A 22,708-nucleotide genomic window follows, 5' to 3' on the forward strand; every position below is an offset into this window, starting at 1 on the left:
ATTGAATGCTTTGAAGTGCCGGGACAACAGCTTCAGATTGGAGAAACCACAAAACGCCAGATTGAACTTTATACTAAATTGGGTGTCACGCCACCGGCATCGTTACAATAGCCCGGGAATTTAGGTTCTATGGTTGCCCTCGATAAAGAGCTGCGGTTGCCCGAGAATGGCTATATACACCTCTGAGGCAATTTTACTGACTGAAGTCTGGAGGGCGGTCTTTCTTTTGTAATATTTTCGAATGGGTACAATCTGCCTGGAAAATTTCTCTGTGGTTGCGTCAATGGCTTTGAGGTATTCCTCTCTGAGAGTATAATCCTGGCCATAGTGGACTCTGTGATTAATTTCAAGCATGTTCGGCCCACCTTCTTTTGAGAATAAACTGTATTCATTCTCTTTTATAAAAGAATCTATATACTCCCAGGCGTACATCATGTTGTCCATTAACCTCTGGTCAAATGGAGTATCTTTTCTACCTATCTTCAAATCATCGAGTTGATCATCAATCTCGCACCAGTGAAGTATTACTTCCTGGTATGCTTTTTCAATTTCCTGTAAATCAGGTCTATAGGCCATGGTCATTTGATTTTGTCGGACTGTGTAAGTAACAAGGTAAGTAAAAACCGCGGTTCGATCTGAAATATGGTCGTTCAAGGTTTCGATAAATTCTGATAATCGATAATCAAGTCCTCTCTGTGATTTTCTGGAACCATCTTAGATATGAGAATGCTTTTTTCTTGTCAGGATATCGTTGATGCCCCAAAGGTCAAAAATACCTTTTTATGTTGTTAGGGATTGATGAGAACTTCTCCATGACCGTTACAGGAATAGCCTCAGGTTGAAGCGCAAGGGCTTAAATCATACCTTCGAGTTGATAATCTCATCAGACACAATATATGCACCCATAGCGAAAAGGATTGATCCAGATATGCGATCTTGAATTTGTTGTGCTCGTTCGTGTTTCACCAGCCAATTTGAGATTTTACTGGAAGATACTGCAACGAGTATATCGCAGGGCAAGGCCGAAATAGTAACGATAATGCCGAGCACAAGCAGTTGCTGAGATACCGGCCCGGATTCAGGTACAACAAACTGGGGTAACAACGCGATAAAAAATAACGCTGTCTTGGGGTTAGTCACTTCAACTATAACGCTTTGCTGAAAGACAGATAGCAGCGGTTTCTCTTGGGGCCGCTGAATCGCTTCATTGCCACCAGAGGTTTTTGATTTCCAATAAGTTATACCCAAGTATATCAGGTATGCTGCTCCTGTTAGTTTTACTATCATGTAGAGGGTTGGTGAATGAGCGAAAATTGCAGATAACCCAAGTACGGTGGCGACGACATGCACTAAGCTGCCGACTGCCAGCCCCATTGCTGCGACAATACCACCCTGCGTACCTTGCGCTATAGCCCTTGCCATCACATATAGATTTGAAGGTCCTGGCGAGATATTCATTAATAAAGCAGCGGCTGTAAATGCGATTAGCACTTCGATTGACGGCATGAGTAAACTCCGTTGTGTATTTGGTAGAATTCAGATCTTGAAGCGCACCATATATCTTGAAGGAGCCCTTGGCAATATTAACGATCTTATCAACGGCAATCAGAAAGGTTTTTCCTGTTAGTTTGAACTTGATCATGCCCTACAAAACCCAAAGTAAATAGAGCATTTGGGGCACATCTGAAAAGCAGAGGTTGTTTCCACAAAAATGGCGATCAATGGAGTGTTGTAGATTATTGATTCTTCCAGAATTTCTTTGACATTCCCTTCAGAAGAACTGTTAGTTTCGTGCTCAATAACTCCACAGCATCGTAACAGTATAAATGGATTAATCACCCCGGTCATAGGTAGGGGAAAACAAAAAGGCACCTACCGAAAATTCGATAAGTGCCTGATTTATTTGGAGCGGGATACGCGATTCGAACGCGCGACTTTCAGCTTGGGAAGCTAACACTCTACCACTGAGTTAATCCCGCATATAACTCTATGGTGGCCAATATAGATCGAACCCGTCAACTTGTCAAAATCTTTTGATAATACCCGTGAAAAAGACCTTCCTTTTCTCATTGGCTAGACATTCTCACCGGTGGCAAAGATCAGACTGAAGGTCGAACCCTGACCTTCAACACTTTCAACTACCACCTTCCCCCCATGGGACTGGGCTATATGTTTGACTATGGCAAGCCCAAGACCAGTGCCGCCGACTGCTCTGCTTCTTGCCTTATCACTGCGGTAAAATCGTTCAAACAGACGTGGCAGATGTTCTTTTTTTATGCCAATGCCACTATCAATGACACTGACTGTAATCACCTGTCCAGGCTCAGACTCCACGACACTGCACTGCACCGTTACCATGCCGGAGGGTTTACTGTAGGCTATAGCATTAACAATCAAATTAATGATGGCCTGTTCAATAAGTGGGCCATTCATGACAAGATCAATATCATCGAGGCAGTTCAACTCAAGTTGCACGCCTGCCTGATCGGCCTTCATCTGGCAGGTCTGTATCGCCGACTCTAGGACAGGCCGCAAAGATTCCTGTGAACGTTGAATCTGGCCATTCTTTGCGTCTTCTTCAATTCTTGAAAGACAGAGAAGATCATCAATTATGGAATTGAGCCGATGGGATTGCCGCAAAACAATCTGGAGGAACTTTTCAGAATCCTCACGACTGTCAAGAGCTCCGTCGAGCAAAGTCTCAACATAGCCCTGGATTGAGGTAATCGGTGTACGAAGCTCATGGGAGACGTTCGCGACGAAGTCCCTTCGTATATTTTCAAGACGCCTGAGCCGTGTTACATCATTCATCACCACCAAGACTCCAACATATTCACCCAGACCATTACTCAGGTTCACCACATTGGTCTGCAGGAAGCGATCCCCGTCTTTCTCATGAAGGATTATTTCATCTGCCACCGTTTCCTGGGTCTGCAAGGTCTTGCTGATTTCGTTTTGCAGCTTCACATTGCGAACAATCTGCTGCACGACCTTACCGGTAGCCGTTTTTTTATCCATGTCAAAAAGTCTGGCCGCCGCCTCGTTGATACTTATCACCCGTTCTTCCGTATCAATTGCAATAACTGCTTCTACCATACTGGAAAATACCGTTTCCAATTGATTCCGATGGGTAACAATGGCCTGTATCTTTTCATCAAGCAATACTGCCATCCGGTCCATGGAGGCGGCCAGCGTCACAATCTCAAGGGAGGCTGTCTTTTTGGCCAAGGGAAGCATTCTCTCACTGAAATCCCCACGGGCAAAACGCTCTGCACTTTTTTTCATCAGCTCAAGAGGACGACTCACATTCCTTGAAATCAGCAGGGTCACAACCCCCGCCAGTAAGAGAACAGCAATGGAGCCCACAATGATACGGATCTTAATCTGCTCGATGGTTTTATCCAGGGATGTAACAGAGACGGAGGTTCGGATGACCAGCGAGATAAGCCCATCCGTTTTTTCCAGCCCCGAACGAAGATCCCGAAGCTGCAGAGGAATGGCTACATAAATACGGTTATCGTCGAGGGTACGGCTGAAACGGCGTGATTTGCCCACCTCACCTTTAAAGGCCAATTCGATTTCATCCCGACTACGATGATTATCCATCACCTCGGGATTTTCGTTGGAATCAGCAAGCACCACCCCGGTGTTATCGACAATGGTTATCCGTGTCCCCGACAGCCGACCGGCAGAGACACAATAGGTCCTTAACTCCTGGATACTTCCGCTCTCAAGATAATCGGTAATTTTTGCACTTAAAAGATGGGCTCGGGCCTCAAGATCTGCCTCGGTTTCCTGCAGATAAAATTCCTGCAGGGTCGTCGCACCGTACCAGCTGACTATCATAATAGCGACGATCAGGGTAATCACATTGGCCGGGAAAATCTGCCAGACTATTTTCTTTGGTTTAATCATGATTTATTGCTGTTTTCTACAGTGGATTTATAGCGATACCCGATACCACGAACTGTTTCTATGAACGATCCGTGTTCCCCCATTTTCTTTCTCAGACCAAAGATCTGCACGTCAATTGCCCTTGGAGTAATAAGGAAATCGTACCCCCGCACATAATCTATGATCTGCTGCCTGGTAAAAACCCAGCCGGGCTTCCCCGCCAATAATGTGAGGATACTGAATTCAGTCGTGGTGAGCACAATCTCTTGTCCGTCCAGCTTCACTTCGTGGCGCCTTTTGTCGATCTCCAGCCCGTCGACTACGATAAGCACCCCCTTTGATTCGCTGGAATCAACCTGATTGGTTACCGCGCGCTTGACAACCGCTTTTACCCGGGCAATAAGAACCTTTGGGCTAAAGGGTTTGGTAATGTAATCATCGGCACCGCACTCAAGCCCTGCAACCACATCCTCCTCTTCACCCTTTGCTGTGAGCATGATAATGGGGAGGGGCGAGGTGTTGGTGCTTTCAACCTTCCGGATTGCTTTGCAGACCTCAAGCCCGCTCATGCCAGGGAGCATTAAGTCGAGAAGTACGCAATCAATTTCCTCAGATCGCAACCTGTCCAGGGCCTCTTCACCATTGTCGGCACAGGTGACATGAAAGCCTGCCCGGATAAGATTATAGCTCACGAGTTGTTGAATATCCGCCTCGTCTTCCACCACCAGAACATTAACTTTTCCCATTTTCTTCTGTCTGTTTTGTTTTCATGATGTACCTCGGAAGATTTTGCCGGTGAGCTGAAACCTGCTTGAAGGTACTTTTCCGGATGTCGGAAAAATCTGACAAGAGTTTTTCATTTTTGATCAAAGGCGCATCTGCCTTAACCTGCCAACTCTTGGCCTGCTGTTTTTTTACACGCCTCTATCCTGTATCATTTTTAGCCCGACCGCAACCCCTGCCTGCTCCTCTAACTGTATTCTAACAATTACCTAATCGGACAAAAACAAAGGCTCTCTATTATGCTGATCAATCGAGAGGCTTCAAAGGGAATCCACTCTCACAACAATCAGATGAACAGCACAGGACACAAGATATATGGACCATCATTTTACATTCACCCACGAACTCAACAAACTCAACAAGAAGCTCCTGCACCTAAGCTCAATCGTTGAAGAAAAAATACGAGTGTCTACTGCCCTCATAGCCTCATACGACTCCAAACTCACCCAGGCAATTATAAACTCAGACTATGAGGTTGATGATCTGGAAGTTGAAATTGAAGAAGATTGTTTGAAGATTCTAGCCCTGCACCAACCCGTTGCCAGGGATCTCAGGTTTATTATCGCGGTAATTAAAATCAACAACGAGATGGAACGTATTGCGGATATGGCGGTTAACATAGCAATGCGAGTTGATAATATCGCAAAGTTTAACCGATCCGATGTTGATCTTTACGACTTTTCACCCATGTCAAAAAAAGTCATCGGCATGCTGAAAAAGTCTATCGATTCTCTCATCAACAGGGATTCCGCCCTGGCGAAAACGGTTTTCCTCGACGACGATTTTGTCGATGACTTCAGAAACCAGTGCTACGAGGATATCAAACTGAGGATAAAGGGTGACCCGGAGCATCCAGGTTACCACATCAACACCTATCTGCTGGCTCGTCATCTCGAACGGATTGGCGATAGAGCCGTAAATATAGCCGAAGAAGTTGTCTATCTCGTCGAAGGAACAATAACCCGTTTCAATTGAGATGAATAACTTTCAGCCCTTCAGTTCATTTAACCCATTTAGCCCTCAGGCTCGATAAAAAATATGTTTTCATATATCACACCCTGCGTCCTGCTCCTCTCGATTGCCGCATATTACTTAGGCACCAGGCGGGCAAATTCCATTGCAGCTGCCTCAGGTGGAATGAAAGAGCTCCATTCTCTACCAACGCATTATGGGGTATTCACCGCAATATGCAGTGCGGCCCCGGCCTTGATCATTTTTGCTTTATGGATCTTTTTTGAAGACAAGATCATCAGTGTCCTGGTAACCCGCAGTCTCCCGGCTGATCTGCAACAACTCTCCGCAAATGAACTGACTCTTGTCCTCAATGAGGTAAAAAATATCGCCTATGGAGGATTTGGGGCGGGCCATTCCGGTGAGGCGGTCCAGGCCGCAGCAAAAACCTATAACCTCCTGAGCGAATTTGCCAGCAACCTCGTCGCAGGGCTGGTTATAGTGGCCTGCATTGTACCGGGATGTATTGCTTACAAAAAGATTACAAAGGATTTGCGGGCCAGAAACATTGTTGAAACAACAGGTATGGCTTTCCTCATCTGTTGCTCCGGTGTTGCGATACTCACCACCCTGGGGATTGTGCTCTCTGTACTCTTTGAGGCCATTCGTTTTTTCCAGTCCGTACCTCTGACTGATTTTATCTTTGGTCTCGACTGGAGCCCGCAAACAGCAATGCGCGTTGATCAGGCGGGCTCATCAGGTGCTTTCGGCGCCGTACCTGTTTTTGCAGGCACGCTCCTCATTGCCGTTATTGCCATGATGGTTGCAATCCCCATCGGATTGCTCTCAGCTATTTATTTATCTGAATATGCAAGTCCAACCTTTCGCACCTGGGCCAAACCTATTCTTGAGATACTGGCAGGTATTCCGACCGTCGTATACGGCTTTTTCGCAGCCCTCACAGTGGCGCCACTTATCCGGGATCTTGGTTCTGCAACAGGATTTACCGTTTCATCGGAGAGCGCACTTGCCGCAGGACTCGTAATGGGAATTATGATAATCCCGTTTGTTTCATCACTCTCAGACGATGTCATCCATGCCGTTCCTCAATCCATGCGCGATGGATCTTTTGGCCTCGGAGCCACCCATTTCGAGACAATCCGTTATGTGGTCATCCCTGCAGCGCTCCCCGGAATCGTTGGTTCCATACTTCTTGCAGTTTCAAGGGCAATTGGAGAAACCATGATTGTGGTTATGGCTGCAGGACTCTCTGCCAATCTTTCCTTTAATCCGCTTTCGGCAGTTACCACAGTTACCGTACAAATCGTTACCTTGCTCGTTGGTGATCAGGAGTTTGACAGCCCCAAAACTCTGGCAGCCTTTGCCCTTGGTCTACTGCTCTTTGTCTTTACACTATTGCTAAACGTAATCGCCCTTCGAGTGGTACGCAAATACCGGGAACAGTATGAATAGGTTGGCGACGCCTCTATTGCATAATGAATTTCATGACAAATAACCATCTCAACAATCATACAGACAATGACTAATCTCCTCGAACCAGGCCCAAAATTGCGCCGAAGATACCGTGCGGAAAAAATATTCAAGCGAATGGGACTCTCAGCGATCATCGCTTCGCTCTGCTTTGTGTTTTTCCTGTTTTACACAATTATTTCAGACGGATACTCTGCATTTACCCAGACCTATATTGAAATTGAAGTCTCATTCAATAAGGATCTTTTCACCGATGCAAACATCTCCAAAGCCGATTTTCCGGGGCTGGTGAAAAAATCTCTGCTCAAAATGTTTCCAGAGGTCACGAAACGACAGGATAAAAAGCTGCTCTATAGCCTTATCAGCCCGTCTGCCGCCTACACGATGCAAGAACTTGTGGAAGAGACCCCAAAACTGATAGGCACCACACAAAAGATATGGGTGCTTGCCGATGATGACGTTGATATGCTGATCAAGGGCAAGTACCAGCGTGACGTTCCTGAGTCAAACAGGCGACTCAAGGATCTGCAACTCAAATGGATTGACCGTCTCACTGCCGAGGGCATGCTTGAAAAGAAATTCAACACGACCTTTTTCACCTCGGGGGATTCAAGAGAACCTGAACTTGCCGGAATTCTGGGCGCTGCAAAAGGCTCTCTTCTCACCCTACTCATTACCTTATCGCTTTCTTTTCCCATTGGAGTTGCCGCCGCTGTCTACCTTGAAGAATTTGCCCCGGCAAATCGCTGGACAGATATCATTGAGGTGAACATCAACAACCTCGCAGCCGTGCCTTCTATTATTTTTGGTCTGCTCGGCCTTGCTATTTTTATTAATTTCTGGGGCCTGCCCCGCTCAACGCCCATTGTGGGCGGACTGGTACTCACTCTGATGACCCTGCCGACAATCATTATTGCGGGAAGGGCGTCCCTGAAATCTGTTCCTCCGTCCATTCGTGAGGCGGCTCTTGGTATTGGTGCGTCAAAGATGCAGACGGTGACCCACCATGTGCTGCCCCTTGCCCTTCCCGGTATGCTTACCGGAACAATTATCGGTATGGCCCAGGCCCTTGGTGAAACGGCCCCTCTCCTCATGATAGGGATGGTGGCTTTTATTGTGGATGTACCAGGCTCGTTTACTGATCCTTCGGCTGTTTTGCCGGTACAGATCTATCTCTGGGCAGATAGCCCTGAACGTGCCTTTACGGAGAAAACCTCTGCAGCAATTATGATCCTGCTCGCCTTTCTGATAGCGATGAACAGTCTGGCGGTTTTCCTGCGTAAGAAATTTGAAATTAAATGGTAACAGAATCCTAATAATAGCCTGTTCTAATAGCCAGCGACTGGCCAGACATGGCACAACTTTACAAATCAGACAGTACATTAAATTCTAAGGAGAAACGAAAAATGAAATTGAAGACTATTGCAGCAGCAGGCGCTTTGTCGCTTTTACTTTGTGGACCTGCTCTTGCCGCCAGAGATTATATTTCTATTGTTGGGTCCTCAACAGTGTACCCTTTTGCCACTGTGGTCGCCGAGCAGTTTGGCAAAACCACAGGCTACAAGACTCCGAAAATTGAGTCAACCGGATCGGGTGGTGGATTCAAACTTTTCTGTGGCGGTGTTGGGATAAACCACCCCGATATCACCAACGCATCTCGGGCTATTAAAAGTTCCGAAATGGAAAAATGTGCAGAAAACGGTGTGAACGACATCGTTGAAGTAAAGATTGGTTATGACGGAATCGTACTTGCTCATTCTAAGTCCGTTGCACCGCTCAAGCTCACCCGACAGGAAATCTTTTTAGCACTTGCTAAAGACGTACCTGATCCAAAAAATCCAGGAAAAATTATTCCTAACCCATACAAAACATGGAATGAGATTAATTCCAACCTGCCTCCAACCAAAATTGAAGTTCTTGGACCACCTCCAACATCCGGAACCCGGGATGCCTTTGTTGAACTCGCAATGGAAACTGGCGCCGACAGTTTTGACGTTATCAAAGCCATGAAAAAGACGGACAAAGAAGGATACAAAGCACTCAGTCAGACAGTACGTGAAGATGGTGCGTATGTTGAGGCTGGTGAAAACGATAACCTCATCGTGCAAAAACTTCAGGCCAATCCTGCAGCCGTTGGTATCTTCGGTTTCTCCTTTCTTGACCAGAACAGCGATGTGATCCAGGGTTCTTTCATCGAAGATATGCCTCCTACCTTCGAAGCGATTGCAGATGGCTCCTATCCTGTTTCACGCCCTCTTTATTTCTACGTAAAAAAAGCACATGTTGACGTTATCCCTGGAATGAAAGGATACCTTGACGAATTTACCAGCGAAAAAGCCTGGGGCGAAGACGGTTATCTTGCCGATAAGGGTCTGATACCTATGCCAGCAGCTGAAAGAAAGCAGTACCATGAAAACGTCGCTGCTCTCAAAACCCTTGAGATGAAATAATTTTCCAATCACAACTATCGGCAGAATCACCAGATACAGCAGCATCGGGGCTCTAAGGACATCAAGGTCTTTAGAGCCCCGATATGTAAGAGAAAAGCAGCCAAAGAAAGAGACATATTATGGAACTTACAGCCAACCACGCCAGCAACGCCTTTCCAACCATGCTCAGTGAAGAGATGCTAGAAGAGGCCGAGCAGAGCAAAACTCTTGCAACAGCCCGTAAAACCGTTGGCACTCCATTTGTAGATACTCCACGGATGACCTGTAGAGATATTCAGGTTTTCTATGGAGATAAACAAGCCATAAACAAGATGAGCATCGATGTGGCAAGCAATGAAGTCCTTGCCATGATTGGACCTTCAGGGTGTGGAAAATCGACCTTTCTCCGATGCCTCAACCGAATGAACGACACCGTGTTGTCCTGCAGGGTTACGGGAGAAGTCAAACTTGACGGGACTGATATTTATCACCCCTCCGTTGATGTCGTCCCCCTTCGCGCCAGAGTTGGCATGGTATTCCAGAAACCCAATCCCTTTCCCAAGTCAATATATGACAACATCGCTTACGGGCCTAAAATTCATGGCTTGACCAAAAATAAAGATGAACTCGATGAAATTATTGAGACCTCACTGATCCGGGCAGGCTTGTGGGATGAAGTGAAAGACCGCCTGCAGGATCCCGGCACAGGCCTGTCCGGTGGCCAGCAACAGCGACTCTGTATTGCAAGAACCATTGCAGTAAGCCCCGAGGTCATTCTGATGGATGAACCCTGTTCCGCCCTCGATCCCATAGCAACCGCACGGGTAGAGGAACTGATTGCCGAACTGCGGACCCAGTTTTCCATCGTCATTGTGACCCATTCCATGCAACAGGCGGCCAGGGTCTCCCAGCGAACAGCCTACTTCCATCTGGGCGATCTCATTGAAGTCGGAGCCACCGAAAAGGTCTTTACCAACCCGCTTCACCAGTTGACAGAAGATTATATCACAGGCCGTTTTGGCTGATGTACAGGATATTTCACCTCACAAAAAGGCTATAGTAGATAAGATACTGCAGCCTTTTTGGGTGTAATACGAGCCTTCCGACAACTCTCTTCTTGCAGCCAATGTGCATACTTCGCACGCGCATTTTATCTCATCACATCGCCCATTACCTGGCATAAGAATAGGTACGAGCTTGACAACAGACAACATGTTCGTAATTTGTAGGCAATAAGTCTTTTTTCAATAAAACCTTCATAATAGAATATCTTATGAGAGTATTTTTGCAGTACACTTTTGCAATACTTGCCCTTTCTTATTATGGAGGTCAGGTCTGACCTTTTCTCGAGCAGATGCCCCCCGTGAAACTGGGGGCCATAATTTTTTTCAGTTTTATACCTCCCCTTATTTTTCGCCCCTTTCTCAGTAAAATATTTATCCACTCTGCCCCCCTACTGCAGCGGCCACAAAGAGCTTTTGTTCTCGATTTTTCAATCTGTATCTTTGCAGGAATTCTGATGAACGGTCATAATCTTATACGCTACGACCTTCCGTTTATCTATACCCTGTCTCCAATGATTGGCTGCATTATCGCCGGCCTTTTTATCGGTCTTGACTCAGCACTTGCAGGGGAACGAAGTATAATTTTACGGGCAATGCAGGACCAGTGTGTTGCTTCAATTCCTGAAAAATTATTCCCTGTAACTCAGAAATTCACCCTGGTTGCGGTAACAGCATCAATCCTTGTTGCCATTGTGATCATTCTTATCTTTACCCGTGATATTCAATGGCTGGCAGACAATATTCAGAATGCCAACGCAATTCATGATGTCACCATGACCGTTATCATTGAAGTTTTCTTTATTGTTTCCGTGCTCATTATTTTAATTGTCAATTTGATTCTCTCGTACTCAAAAAATCTCCAGCTTCTATTTAAAAACGAGACTGAAATACTCATTAAGGTGAGTAGTGGTGACCTTTCGAGCAAAGTTCCAGTTGTCACCCAGGACGAATTTGGCTTCATAGCCGGACATACCAATCAAATGATCGACGGCTTACGCCACCGCTTTAAATTGATAAGCTCTTTAAAGCTGGCAGAAGAAGTGCAGCAAAATCTCCTTCCCCAATCAAGCCCCTTTCTCAAAGGATTCGACATCAGTGGCTCTTCCATCTATTGCGATCAAACTGGCGGTGATTATTACGACTATTTTCTTTTGCCAAACCAGTCACTTGGCGTAGTCGTAGCGGATGCGGTGGGTCATGGGATCGGGGCTGCCATGCTCATGACTTCAGTCCGGGCTTTTCTAACCTCCGCCATAAAGAGATACAGAAACCCAGCCTCACTCATACACGAAGTCAATCAGTATATCTCCAATGACTGCGAAAAATCTGGACGGTTTACCTCGATGTTTTTTGTAGAAATTAGCCCACAATCTAAAAAGCTTACTTGGATTCGTGCCGGTCACGAGCCACCCCTGTTCTATCATGTCATGACAGATTCGTTCAGCCAACTGGAAGGTGCAGGTCTGGTCCTTGGCATTGATAGTCGCTACGAATTTGAAGAAAATATTACTCATTCTCTTATGCCAGGAGATATTATTCTCATAGGAACTGACGGCATCAGCGAGGCCACAAACCAAGAGGGTTTGCTCTTTGGGCGTGAACGTATCAAAGAAATTATAAGACAATATGCCAATAAATCGGCCCGGGAAATACAGGAGAGACTCTTCCTTGAAGTGCAGAATTTTTATGGCAATGTTCACCAGCAGGACGATATCACCCTGGTCCTGATCAAAGTGAAAGAAGACCCACAATAGTAATAATTACTATTGACTATCCGTTGATCTTCACTATATTCGTAGGGTAATCCTAGCAACTTCAACACTTCATATTTTTTTGATGTCTTCGGTGCGATTGTACAAACAGTTCAATCGTCATGACCGGCGCGTAAAACAAAATGGTTTCTTTTATAGTGACGATTCTCCCAGGAGAAAATCCGTAGCACCACAGTCAGTTTCTTATTCAAATTAACCAACAGAGAGGTAAGTATGAAAAAAATTGCTCTTTCACTGGCAGTCCTTTTCGTTTCACTCGGGTTTTACATGGCAAGTGCCCAGGCTCATTGTGAAATCCCCTGTGGTATCTATGACGACGAACTCAGGATGAATCTGATTATCGAACATGCGGGCACCATCGAAAAATCGATGAAGAGTATTACTGAGCTTGAAAGCGGCAAAGACATCAATCAGCTGGTCCGTTGGGTCACCAACAAAGACAAACATGCTGAATACATCCAGGATATTGTCACCCAGTACTTCATGACCCAGAGAATCAAATTCGACGCGGCTGATTACGATAAAAAGATTGCGGCCCTGCATAAAATGCTCGTATTCAGCATGAAATGTAAGCAGACAACAGACCTTGCAAATGTAGAGTCATTGCGAGCAGCAGCAGAAGAGTTTAAACACCTCTACTTCAAACATTAAAAACCCTTTACAGCAACCAAAAGCCGGTTAACGTCTTTTAACTGCAGGGCAGTAAAAAACTAACAAGATCAAGCTTTTTTATAACAAAAAACCTGAAAACATCTGACTGTTTTCAGGTTTTTTTGTAGGCGAAAAATAGAGGCCAGTCAACGTTTAGAATACGAATAAATTATTTCCCGTAAAAACTGTATATGATTGCGCATTCCATCTCGAGCCACCTTCGGGTTGTGCGTTTTAATGCCTTCCAGAATGACCAAATGCTGCCGTTCCACCGCTTCAAGATTTGCCTGCACTTCATAAAGAAACGAATGTAACTCCTTTATCCGAAAGAACATGTACTCATAAAACCGTTTGGTCAAATCGACATAGACTGAATTGTGCGTTGCATAGGCAATACCCATATGAAAAGCAATATCCGCCTCTGTCTCGGTCTCCGCTGTGGGAACGACACCTTCCTCACGCTTCAGGGTGTCCTCAAGGAAAACAATATCGCTCTCCGTGGCCCTTTCGGCAGCAAGCGTTGAACCGTGTAATCCCAGACCTATTCTGAACTCCAGAAGTTCATCCACTGTGGACTTTCCCGGTGAAATAATAGAGGCAAACGGATTGTTGGAATCTGAAACATCCCGATTCACTACAAAAGTTCCTTTACCTTGACGCGTCTCCAGATAGCCCATTGTGATTAGCTGAGTGATAGCATTCCTGACCGACGTGCGGCTGACCCGCATTGTATCCGCGAGGTCTCTTTCCGGGAGAAGTTGCTCTCCAGGTTTGAGTTGCCCCCTGAAAATACTGTCTCTGAGTTGTTCGAATACCAGTGTCGAAACCTGTTTCTGTTTGACTGGCAAGTAAGCATTATTTTTCATAATGTGCGTTTACACGGTTTATCTGTTGTTTTTTATCTACCTCCCTGGCACTGTTGAGTACCAGCTCTTTGTCACCCTAATGCATTTTTTTTCTTCTGAGAAGTATCTTTGCTTGCTCGAGTAGATAAGTTCTGATAAATTGTGTGGTTATTTTTCGGGGGTAACCCGACGGCGGTCACGGCTACCCGCCTTATCAAAACCGAGGATACTCTTCTATTGGTTCGTTTAAAGGCTCAGCCGTCTCCTCTGTCATTTCTCCCATTTCTATCCATTTTGAATGACGATTTTCTTTCTGAGGCCCCTGCATGACCACTATGAACCTTGCCCTATCACATTTTTCCAACGAATCTCTCTGGCTTCTTCTCTTACTGGCCAATTTCTTCGCTATCATTATTTCCTATCGTTTATTTGGTAAAATCGGCCTCTATATCTGGATTCCGATTTCTACCATTCTCGCTAATATTCAGGTGCTCAAAATGGTGGACCTCCTTTCCATAGGGGTTACCCTTGGTAATATCACCTATGCCTCCTCTTTTCTGGTCACTGATATTCTGTCGGAAAATTACGGTAAAAAGGCTGCGAGAAAAGCTGTTTTTATCGGTTTCTTTTCTCTTGCCGCAACAGTAATCATCATGAACATTGCCCTGAATTTTAAACCGAATGAATTTGATTTTATTCAGGAAAGTCTCAACAACATCTTTGCCATCCTACCACGCATTGCCCTGGCCTCTCTCATTGCCTACGGCTTCTCTCAGCTTCATGATGTATGGTCATATAATATTTGGAAAAACCTTTTTCCAAGTGACAAATACCTCTGGCTCCGCAATAACGCCAGTACCATGGTCAGCCAACTCATCGACACTGTACTCTTCACCTTCATCGCCTTTTGGGGTCTTCTTCCCAATAGTGAATTCGTGCAGATCCTCATCACGACTTATTTGCTTAAATGGATCGTAGCAGCAATCGACACCCCATTTCTTTATCTGGCAAAATTGATGTATGATCGATCAATGATCAGCACTGAAATGGACGAGGATTAATGAAAGATAGACAGGACAATAGGTGATGAAGCAAAAGATGTATTGTCAAAAATTATGAAACAGCAAACAAGAGTGCTGCCATTCTCAAAAAGGTCACTATAGCGTTAATCTCTGATATTTTTTAGCGCAGATTATTCCTTTGTTTGAGTTGCAAATCCGCGTTGATCCAATTACGTTATTAAAAACCTAATTGAAAAAATACAGCTTTTTCAAGTCCAGGGTATGTTAAGATCTTGTCAACAAGCCATAACAATTAACACCTAAATCTTGCAACCGGTAAGGTTGACGGATATGTGAGGCACCGGAGCTACAGCCGTATATACATACGTCAAAGCTCTGCTAACACGACAGATTCGGTGAAATCGCCGGTCCCGAAGGGGAGCAATTAAAAGAAAATAATACTCAGGATATGTGATTGCTACAATAAGCATTGTGAGTGCAACATATTGTTTTACATAAATAAATTATTTTCTTATTGTGCGTGTGCATGGTTTAGGTAACAATCTACCGGAAATTTCTTAAACGCATATGCTTTGTCTGACTAATGTAGAGAATGAACTTTTCCACGCAATTCAAGACCCGGTGTTTGTCGTTACTCCTGACGGCATAATTATTGATGCCAACGACGCGGCACTCCACGCTGCTAAAAAACAGCTCCCCGCAATTTTAGGCCAGGGAATTTGTAAAATCATCCATGGGGGCAGCTCGCCACATCTCAAATGTCCGCTCGAAGATTTTTTACTTACCTGCTCTTCGCGCGCTGAAGAGACCACACTTCCGGGCCTGGCTGGCGAATATTTACTGACAATATCACCCGTAAAAGACAAAGATGAAACAGTTCGGAAAATTCTTCTTATAGCAAGGGAACTGACCGGGGATGAGATGAGGAAAGCTGACTCTCTGAGAACGGCTCAAATGGCCGCGATCGGTGAACTTGCTGCAGGCGTCGCCCATGAGGTCAACAATCCAATCACCGGAATCATTAATTTTGCGCAACTGCTGCTCGACGACAGTGAAAAAGATTCTCTGCAGGCTGAACTCCTAAAAAGAATAGTCAACGAAGGCGAAAGAATTGCCCTCATCACTAAAAACCTGCTCTCTTTTGCCCGTGAAAGCGACAAAGGCAAAGAACCTATTGACATTCTTCAAGTCATCAAGGATAGCCTCTCTCTTGTAAAGCATCAGTGCACGAGAGATGGTATCAAAATACAAGTGGATTATCCGAATGTCCCGTATCAGGTAATGGGTAATTTCACCCAATTACAGCAAGTTATTCTCAACTTGATAAGTAACGCACGGTATTCTTTAAATGAGCGGTACCCCAACACTTCTCCCGATAAAAAAATCGAAATTAACTTTCATACAATTTTAAATGAGGAAAACGGATCTATCATTCAGATTTTCATCAAAGATTCCGGCACGGGCGTTCCCCAAGGAATTCTGAAGAAAATATTTCAACCGTTTTTTACCACAAAACCGTCCGGCAAGGGAACCGGACTGGGGCTGAGTATCAGTTATGGCATCATTCAGGACCACGGAGGCATGATAAAGGTTGATTCAATTATGCATAAATATACCAAAATGATATTAGAACTTCCCGCACTTGGCACCTAACCCCGGTAAAGGGGAAAAAACCGGGATTCTCGGTTCAGTGTTCTACAGGTATGCGATAGACTCCAGGGGAACATTGAAATGAATGTCAGCTTTACAGGAGTAAGGCACTGAAATGGACAATCAAACCTACCAGGAAGAAGAGAGTCGAATCCTTATAGTTGATGATGAAGCGAGTATTCGTCTGACTTTTGAGATGTTTCTCGCCCGGGAAGGATATGGACCTATAACGACGGCTGCTACTTTTGATGAAGCATTAGTTGCAATCAAAAACCAAGAGTTTGATCTTATCATCAGTGACATCGTTCTCGAGGAGAAAAAAGGAACGGATCTTCTTCATGCAATCAGGGAATCTGATATCAAATGCCCTGTAGTGATGGTAACTGGGTATCCAAATCTCGATACCGCCGCTGATGCCGTCCGTTACGGCGCATTTGATTACATTTCCAAACCCGTAAACAAAGAAACACTGCTGAAGTTTGTTCGACAGGCGCTGAAACACTGGCGCCTGGAAAACGAAAAGAAAAGACTTCAGCAGGAAAATGATAAATTTAAACGTTATCTTGAAACAATTTTCAGCTCGGTGCGGGATGCCATCGTCACCATAGATAATGAGATGAAAATTGTACAACTCAATGAAACTGCAAAACAATGGCTTCTCTCTTCTTCGTCTACAAACCAGAGAGACCTAGAATCCTACCAAAGTACAATGGCAAAGGCCTGCCTGCAGGATGCAAAACAGGTATTGTCAACCGGTAAAGAAGTAAGGGAACATCAGATCGAATGTAAAATATCCGATGAAAATCTTCGAATCATTAGTCTTAATGCGGCCCCATTGAAAGACGGATTTGATGAATTCGATGGAGTTGTCATAGTCGCAAGGGATATCACCCTCCCTGCAGCAGAAGTAGACACCAATTTCAGAAACTCTTTCCATGGCTATGTGGGGTCGAGTCCTGAAATACGAGCTATCTACAAACTCATTGAAAATGTTGGTAAAGTTGATACGGCTATTTTGGTAACCGGTGAATCCGGTACCGGCAAGGAACTGGCAGCAGAGGCTTTGCATGCTGAAAGCTCCCGGCGAGATATGCCACTCATCAAAGTTGACTGTGGGGCGATTACCGAAGAACTCTTGGAAAGTGAGCTTTTTGGCCACAAAAAAGGGGCGTTTACTGGTGCGAACGCGGACCGCCAGGGTCGACTCATGCTTGCAGATAAGGGGACACTATTTCTTGACGAGATCGGGGACATTTCACCTCGCATGCAATTGCGTTTACTCAGGTTTCTCCAGGAAAAGACCTTCACGCCAGTTGGCCAGGATACCCCAGTCGAAGTCGATGTCAGAATTATCGCCGCGACCAATATTGATTTTACCCAGAAAATAAAAGACGGGAGTTTCCGTGAAGATCTTTATTATCGACTCAAGGTCGTTGAAGTTAAATTACCCCCCTTGCGTCGTTTAAAAGACTCAGTTCCTATCCTGGCCCACCACTTTCTTTCGCTTTTCCGTGAGAAACTGAAACGAAATATTCATGGCATTTCCGACCAGGCTATGGAGAGACTTGTTCAATACTCATGGCCGGGTAACGTTCGCGAGCTTCGCCATGTTATCGAAAGAGCTTGTGTATTATGTGAGGGAACGACTATCTCGCTCGTTCACTTTCCAGAAGAAATCCAAAACGCAATTCCAGGGACTGATCCCGCGACAGATATTCACACACTGACTCGGCAAAGCTCAACTCTTCTCCCGTATGTGAGCGAAAAAGATGAAATTATTGATATCCTGAGGCGTGCACGCGGCAATAAGGCGAAAGCATCACGCATGCTCAAAATTGATCGATCTACTCTTTATCGTAAAATGCAGCGACTTGGAATTGTCTATGACAATGCGACACTACCCTCCACAAACAGCAACAGTTAGCATTTTAATTGTGTTGCAATAACGTTGCGCGCAACAGTAATGCAACATATATCACTCCACTAGCTACACTTTCGCAACACTATTTTGTCTTTTCTGTCTCCCATTCTTGCAATAGATTTCCTTTTAAATTATCTTGTTTCACCTTACACACAGTTGCCACGTTGAATACTTGTGTGCTCAGGTACGTTTAGTTTTCGATTATTATAATTTGGCATGAAACGTGCTTTAGAACTGGTATATCCACTAAAAATTAAAGAAACAGCCCACAAATAGGAGAAACAATGAAAAATGCAACCGCAATAACCAGAGACAAAAGTGTAGCCCTTGATACCGTCAGTATTGGAAATGGTCAAATAGGTGTTGGTGTGATCGGTGTTGCATCGGTACTCATTGGCTGCTGGGCAGTTGTTAGTCTAATTGCCGGTATGGTCACCAGTGGCGGCCCAGCCGAACTTTTAAGTAATTTATTCAAAGCAATTACAGGCTAAGTCTACACTCGCCCGGATCTCCCAAAAAATACAAATAAAAAGAGGTATCTAAAGTGGAAAGAAAAGCAATTGCCAGAGAAATGTCGGTTTCTAAAACTACGGTCCATGAAGTAGAACAAACCAGTAGTGAACTTCACAAGGTTGGGATGTATGTTTCAGGTGCCTGTGCTGCAATGATTGGGGTTTGGGGTCTTGTCTGTTTATCCAGTGCTTTTATTTCCACCGGTGGCCCTATTGAACTATTGAAAAGTCTGTTTGGCGCTACGTTTGGCACTATGTAAATTTTCTGTTTTATAGGGTATTATATAAACTCACGACAAATTCGTATTGTCGTGAGTTTTTTTCGGCTGGAGAGACTCGCCCCTCTCTGGCTTTTATTCTATCAAAGGCTTTCCTGGAGAATAACCTGAATAGAAGTTGTAACCTCACAACTTTCTTATCTTTTTATTTCTTATATGATGCAAGAAAATCATCACATGGTCGTAATGCCTTAGTTCTTTACCCGAAAAGGCTGTCATAATAAGGCTGGAAAAAGAGAAGTGGCTTCAAAATTAGAAACTCAATTCTACCAGCAGACAGCAAACCAAGAGAGGCCTTCGAGACGCTTATCCCGGCCAGCTTTTCGCTGAGTGGGTTTGGTCGAAGGGTGGTTTAAAACACGGCTGTTGTAAAACGCTGCTCGTTCCAAATGAGCTTTGAGGTCAATACTCAAGTAGGTTAATAAATGGAACTTAATGGGATTATTTAACAATTAGATGTCAATTTTACTCCGCAATCTCATACTGTTTTTTCTTTTTACCATACTGCTCATTCTCGGTTATGGAATTTGGAATGTAGAACACACCTTCCGGACAGTAAACTACAGTGAATTTCGCTATTGTCTAACACATCACAATCTTGCGACAATAACTTTTATCGGCAATAGAGTTATCGTGCAACATGCTGATGGGGACAGTTATGAGACAACTGTACCTGATCCTGAAAAACTCATTTCCGAGCTTCAAGAAAAAGATATCCAGATCATTTTCAAAAAAGACCGCTCGGATCAAATTTTTCAGACCATCGCCCTCATCTATATTATTTTACTTTCCCTTACAGTTGTTCTTTCCCTGATCAAGAAAAAAAAGAGCGAGGATGACAACAAGTTTGCATCGGATAAAATCATTTTGCCAGACGGTCCCCACAAAGCAATCACATTTGATGATGTTGCTGGGGTGCCTGAAGCCCTTGAAGAATTACAAGAAATTGTCAGTTTTTTGAAAGATCCTGATCAGTATAGCCAGATAGGAGCAGTCAGTCCTAAGGGGATATTGCTCCAAGGCCCTCCCGGCACTGGCAAAACATTGCTCGCAAGAGCAATAGCCGGGGAGGCAAAAGTTCCGTTTTACAGTTTTAGTGGCTCCGACTTTGTAGAGATGTTTGTAGGTGTTGGCGCTTCAAGAGTAAGAGATATTTTCAAAGACGCCAAAGCCAAAGCGCCATGTATTATCTTTATTGATGAAATCGACGCTGTTGGCGGAAGAAGAGCAGGAGGGGATACGGCCAGTGGACAAGACGAAAGAAGTCAGACACTTAATGCCCTGCTTGTTGAAATGGATGGTTTCAGCACCTCTGATACAATTATTGTTTTAGCTGCAACGAATAGACCTGATATTCTGGACCCGGCTTTAAGGCGCCCGGGGCGGTTTGATCGGCAAGTTAATATACTACCACCCGACACAAAGGGAAGAGAGAAGATTCTTCAAGTTCATGGTGCCAAAGTAGCTCTTGCACCAGATTTTAATATGGCAAAAATTGCCAGTATGGTTCCTGGTTTTACAGGTGCAGAGCTTGCTAATCTTGTCAACGAGGCCGCTCTTCTGGCCGCCAGGGACAAAAAGAATTACGTTGATTATATTGATTTTGAGCATGCCCGTGATCGTATCATGATGGGGGTTGAGCGAAAAGGTATGATCATCTCCGAAAGCGACCGGGAAGTGCTTGCCTATCATGAAGCAGGTCATGCCATACTGGCTAAGTTATTACCGAACTCTGACCCCATCCATAAAATAACCATTATCCCTCGAGGACTGGCCCTAGGGCAGACGCAGCAGCTCGCGGTGAGTGATAGAAACAGTTATTGTTACAAGTATCTCAAGAGCAGAATTACCATCCTCATGGGAGGAAGAGCCGCGGAAGAATTGGCTTTTCAAGAGCGAACAACCGGCGCCCAGGGTGATATAGCCCAGGCAACTGAACTCGCGACCAATATGATTTGCAAGTGGGGAATGAGTGATGCAGTTGGACCTCAAGCCATGATCGTCGATAACGCCGGTTTTCTTGGTGGTGGCGCCAGACGAATGGAAATGAGCGATAAAACCTCGGAGACTATCGACAAAGAAATAAAAGAGCTCCTTGAAACCTGTAGCCAGGAAGCGACATCAATCCTTCAAGAGAAATACTACCTTCTCAAACGACTGGCTGCTATCCTACTTGAGGTCGAAACTCTCGATGAGGAAGATTTAGAGATCATAATAACCCGCCATTGTACGAACGAGATTCAAGCAGACACTGTTGATATACATCAATGCAAAACCTGTCCTGCGGCTGACAAGTGTATTCACTCAAAACTAAAAAAGGGATAATCCATGCGGTCCTTAAAAAAAATGGGTTACATATCTTTTGCAGGTGTTGCTTCCCTACTTATTTTAGTTATCATCTTCAGTATCCGCCAATACCAGCTCACCGAAAGATATAGTGCAATCAGCACTCAAAGTGAGGAAATGCTTTTTCAGTTCTCCACAATTCGTGAACAGATAACGACCTCTCTGATTGAAAAAGACTGGGAGCAGATTATCAGTACGGCAAACCAGCTTAAGGTTCTAAATTCGTCGCTCACAAGGCTCCAGGAAAACACACTTATTCCCGGTGAGTATCGACTTGACATGGCAAAACAGTTTGACCTTTCGGGCTTGGCCATCGCATCAAAAGCAATTCTATCCAGTAAAGACAAAACGGCCCACAGTCTCAATCTGCAAAATAAAATGCGCATACTTGCAGAGTATTTGATGCAATTTGACAGAATCATTGTCAGTCAGATGCGAGCAAAGGTTGTGCAATTTCAAACAGTAATGATCGGTGCTCTTGCCGCGGTCATTTGTCTCATTAGCTTTTCACTGCTCTTTCTCTATAAAAAAACAATGGTGCCTTTGCTCCATATTATTCGACAAACTGAAGACCCTGCTGTGCTCGCCAGTGGTATCAGCTACAACAATGATGCCTGTTCCGAAATAGCCATGTTTATAGACGCAGTAAATGATCTCCTTGAAAGAAATGGCAGTCGCTCAGCTGTGAATGGCAATCAACAACCTCGCAACGAACAACTTGCTGCCATTATCAATGAAAGTAATAATTTATCGAACGGTATCATTAACTATGCTCAATTATTAGCTGATTCATATCGGGAAGCGGGAATTGGCAAGGAAGAAACGAAAATTCTGCAAAATATCATTCATGCTGCCGAACGTGTTGCTCAGCTCAATAAAGAAATTTAACACCTGAAGTTTGCAATTGATGAGTCGGATTCTACGCTGACCTGCCGAATATGCGAGACAGCAAAGCTGAAAACGTATACATAATTCAACCGTCAATCACAAAGCTTATTCGCTGGAATTATCAATTCCTGAGGGTAGCAAAGAACAGAACACTTGTACTCATGCAGTGATGCGTTTATAAAGTGTTTTTTATGAATGCAACATGTCGTTT

General features: G+C 44.6%; 18 protein-coding genes, 1 tRNA gene and 1 pseudogene. 14 read left to right on the forward strand and 6 right to left on the reverse strand.

Annotated features, from left to right (window positions below; genetic code table 11):
- Positions 1–120: 120 nt before the first annotated feature.
- The 5 genes from FCL48_RS20740 to FCL48_RS20760 form a co-directional block, all read right to left on the reverse strand.
- Positions 121–576 (reverse strand): hypothetical protein, encoded by a 456-nt coding sequence (locus FCL48_RS20740; protein WP_136875251.1) that lies wholly within the window; start codon positions 574–576, stop codon positions 121–123.
- Positions 577–858: 282 nt separating this feature from the next.
- Positions 859–1,506 carry a LysE family translocator gene (locus FCL48_RS20745; RefSeq protein WP_136875253.1) on the reverse strand — a complete coding sequence of 216 codons (648 nt, stop codon included), beginning with the start codon at positions 1,504–1,506 and terminating at the stop codon, positions 859–861.
- 398 nt (positions 1,507–1,904) lie between these two features.
- Positions 1,905–1,979 (reverse strand) — tRNA-Gly (locus FCL48_RS20750).
- Positions 1,980–2,073: 94 nt separating this feature from the next.
- The gene (locus tag FCL48_RS20755) at positions 2,074–3,915 is read right to left on the reverse strand and encodes an ATP-binding protein (protein WP_136875255.1); all 1,842 of its coding nucleotides are present in this window, start codon (positions 3,913–3,915) and stop codon (positions 2,074–2,076) included.
- Positions 3,912–4,640 (reverse strand): response regulator, encoded by a 729-nt coding sequence (locus FCL48_RS20760; protein WP_136875257.1) that lies wholly within the window; start codon positions 4,638–4,640, stop codon positions 3,912–3,914. The genes FCL48_RS20755 and FCL48_RS20760 overlap by 4 nt, the downstream gene beginning before the upstream one ends.
- Before the next feature lie 352 nt (positions 4,641–4,992).
- On the opposite strand from FCL48_RS20760, the gene phoU reads away from it, so the two are divergent.
- From phoU to FCL48_RS20795, 7 genes and pseudogenes are all read left to right on the forward strand, one after another.
- Positions 4,993–5,652: a phosphate signaling complex protein PhoU gene (gene phoU / locus FCL48_RS20765; RefSeq protein ID WP_136875259.1), complete on the forward strand. Its 660-nt coding sequence runs from the start codon at positions 4,993–4,995 to the stop codon at positions 5,650–5,652.
- Positions 5,653–5,715: 63 nt separating this feature from the next.
- Positions 5,716–7,101: a phosphate ABC transporter permease subunit PstC gene (gene pstC, locus FCL48_RS20770; RefSeq protein WP_136875261.1), complete on the forward strand. Its 1,386-nt coding sequence runs from the start codon at positions 5,716–5,718 to the stop codon at positions 7,099–7,101.
- Positions 7,102–7,167: 66 nt separating this feature from the next.
- Entirely contained in the window at positions 7,168–8,424 is a 1,257-nt protein-coding gene (gene pstA / locus FCL48_RS20775) for a phosphate ABC transporter permease PstA (RefSeq protein WP_136875263.1), read from the forward strand.
- A gap of 101 nt (positions 8,425–8,525) precedes the next feature.
- Entirely contained in the window at positions 8,526–9,569 is a 1,044-nt protein-coding gene (locus FCL48_RS20780) for a substrate-binding domain-containing protein (protein ID WP_136875265.1), read from the forward strand.
- Positions 9,570–9,745: 176 nt separating this feature from the next.
- Entirely contained in the window at positions 9,746–10,573 is an 828-nt protein-coding gene (gene pstB, locus FCL48_RS20785; protein WP_256374304.1) for a phosphate ABC transporter ATP-binding protein PstB, read from the forward strand.
- 326 nt (positions 10,574–10,899) lie between these two features.
- A pseudogene (locus FCL48_RS20790) lies at positions 10,900–12,366 on the forward strand (PP2C family protein-serine/threonine phosphatase); the annotation flags it as partial.
- 231 nt (positions 12,367–12,597) lie between these two features.
- Complete coding sequence (locus tag FCL48_RS20795; RefSeq protein WP_136875269.1) at positions 12,598–13,035, forward strand: superoxide dismutase [Ni]; 438 nt, start codon at positions 12,598–12,600, stop codon at positions 13,033–13,035.
- Between the two features lie 146 nt (positions 13,036–13,181).
- Here the strand turns inward: FCL48_RS20795 and FCL48_RS20800 are convergent, their stop codons facing one another.
- Complete coding sequence (locus FCL48_RS20800; RefSeq protein ID WP_136875271.1) at positions 13,182–13,901, reverse strand: FadR/GntR family transcriptional regulator; 720 nt, start codon at positions 13,899–13,901, stop codon at positions 13,182–13,184.
- Between the two features lie 305 nt (positions 13,902–14,206).
- Here FCL48_RS20800 and FCL48_RS20805 point away from each other — a divergent pair, with 305 nt between their 5' ends.
- The 7 genes from FCL48_RS20805 to FCL48_RS20835 all read left to right on the forward strand — a co-directional run bounded on the left by FCL48_RS20805 (position 14,207) and on the right by FCL48_RS20835 (position 22,497).
- Complete coding sequence (locus FCL48_RS20805; RefSeq protein WP_240744909.1) at positions 14,207–14,941, forward strand: queuosine precursor transporter; 735 nt, start codon at positions 14,207–14,209, stop codon at positions 14,939–14,941.
- A 528-nt stretch (positions 14,942–15,469) separates the two neighbouring features.
- A complete protein-coding gene (locus tag FCL48_RS20810) occupies positions 15,470–16,555 on the forward strand; it encodes a nitrogen regulation protein NR(II) (protein WP_136875273.1) in 1,086 nt (361 codons plus the stop codon).
- A 112-nt stretch (positions 16,556–16,667) separates the two neighbouring features.
- A complete protein-coding gene (locus FCL48_RS20815; RefSeq protein WP_136875275.1) occupies positions 16,668–18,476 on the forward strand; it encodes a sigma-54 dependent transcriptional regulator in 1,809 nt (602 codons plus the stop codon).
- A 281-nt stretch (positions 18,477–18,757) separates the two neighbouring features.
- Positions 18,758–18,964 carry a hypothetical protein gene (locus tag FCL48_RS20820; protein WP_136875277.1) on the forward strand — a complete coding sequence of 69 codons (207 nt, stop codon included), beginning with the start codon at positions 18,758–18,760 and terminating at the stop codon, positions 18,962–18,964.
- Positions 18,965–19,017: 53 nt separating this feature from the next.
- Positions 19,018–19,245, forward strand: a complete 228-nt coding sequence (locus tag FCL48_RS20825; protein ID WP_240744910.1) for a hypothetical protein — start codon at positions 19,018–19,020, stop codon at positions 19,243–19,245.
- A gap of 474 nt (positions 19,246–19,719) precedes the next feature.
- Positions 19,720–21,588 (forward strand): ATP-dependent zinc metalloprotease FtsH, encoded by a 1,869-nt coding sequence (ftsH, locus tag FCL48_RS20830; protein WP_136875279.1) that lies wholly within the window; start codon positions 19,720–19,722, stop codon positions 21,586–21,588.
- A gap of 3 nt (positions 21,589–21,591) precedes the next feature.
- Complete coding sequence (locus FCL48_RS20835; RefSeq protein ID WP_136875281.1) at positions 21,592–22,497, forward strand: hypothetical protein; 906 nt, start codon at positions 21,592–21,594, stop codon at positions 22,495–22,497.
- Positions 22,498–22,708 lie beyond the last annotated feature (211 nt).

The sequence above is a fragment of the Desulforhopalus sp. IMCC35007 genome, assembly GCF_005116575.1.
In the GTDB taxonomy this organism is placed as follows: Bacteria; Desulfobacterota; Desulfobulbia; order Desulfobulbales; family Desulfocapsaceae; genus Desulforhopalus_A.

Coding starts and splice junctions, on each gene's coding strand:
- FCL48_RS20740 (WP_136875251.1), bottom strand. CDS start 576: ATGGCCTATAGACCTGATTTACAGGAAATTGAAAAAGCATACCAGGAA.
- FCL48_RS20745 (WP_136875253.1), bottom strand. CDS start 1,506: ATGCCGTCAATCGAAGTGCTAATCGCATTTACAGCCGCTGCTTTATTA.
- FCL48_RS20755 (WP_136875255.1), bottom strand. CDS start 3,915: ATGATTAAACCAAAGAAAATAGTCTGGCAGATTTTCCCGGCCAATGTG.
- FCL48_RS20760 (WP_136875257.1), bottom strand. CDS start 4,640: ATGGGAAAAGTTAATGTTCTGGTGGTGGAAGACGAGGCGGATATTCAA.
- phoU (WP_136875259.1), top strand. CDS start 4,993: ATGGACCATCATTTTACATTCACCCACGAACTCAACAAACTCAACAAG.
- pstC (WP_136875261.1), top strand. CDS start 5,716: ATGTTTTCATATATCACACCCTGCGTCCTGCTCCTCTCGATTGCCGCA.
- pstA (WP_136875263.1), top strand. CDS start 7,168: ATGACTAATCTCCTCGAACCAGGCCCAAAATTGCGCCGAAGATACCGT.
- FCL48_RS20780 (WP_136875265.1), top strand. CDS start 8,526: ATGAAATTGAAGACTATTGCAGCAGCAGGCGCTTTGTCGCTTTTACTT.
- pstB (WP_256374304.1), top strand. CDS start 9,746: ATGCTAGAAGAGGCCGAGCAGAGCAAAACTCTTGCAACAGCCCGTAAA.
- FCL48_RS20795 (WP_136875269.1), top strand. CDS start 12,598: ATGAAAAAAATTGCTCTTTCACTGGCAGTCCTTTTCGTTTCACTCGGG.
- FCL48_RS20800 (WP_136875271.1), bottom strand. CDS start 13,901: ATGAAAAATAATGCTTACTTGCCAGTCAAACAGAAACAGGTTTCGACA.
- FCL48_RS20805 (WP_240744909.1), top strand. CDS start 14,207: ATGACCACTATGAACCTTGCCCTATCACATTTTTCCAACGAATCTCTC.
- FCL48_RS20810 (WP_136875273.1), top strand. CDS start 15,470: ATGCTTTGTCTGACTAATGTAGAGAATGAACTTTTCCACGCAATTCAA.
- FCL48_RS20815 (WP_136875275.1), top strand. CDS start 16,668: ATGGACAATCAAACCTACCAGGAAGAAGAGAGTCGAATCCTTATAGTT.
- FCL48_RS20820 (WP_136875277.1), top strand. CDS start 18,758: ATGAAAAATGCAACCGCAATAACCAGAGACAAAAGTGTAGCCCTTGAT.
- ftsH (WP_136875279.1), top strand. CDS start 19,720: ATGTCAATTTTACTCCGCAATCTCATACTGTTTTTTCTTTTTACCATA.
- FCL48_RS20835 (WP_136875281.1), top strand. CDS start 21,592: ATGCGGTCCTTAAAAAAAATGGGTTACATATCTTTTGCAGGTGTTGCT.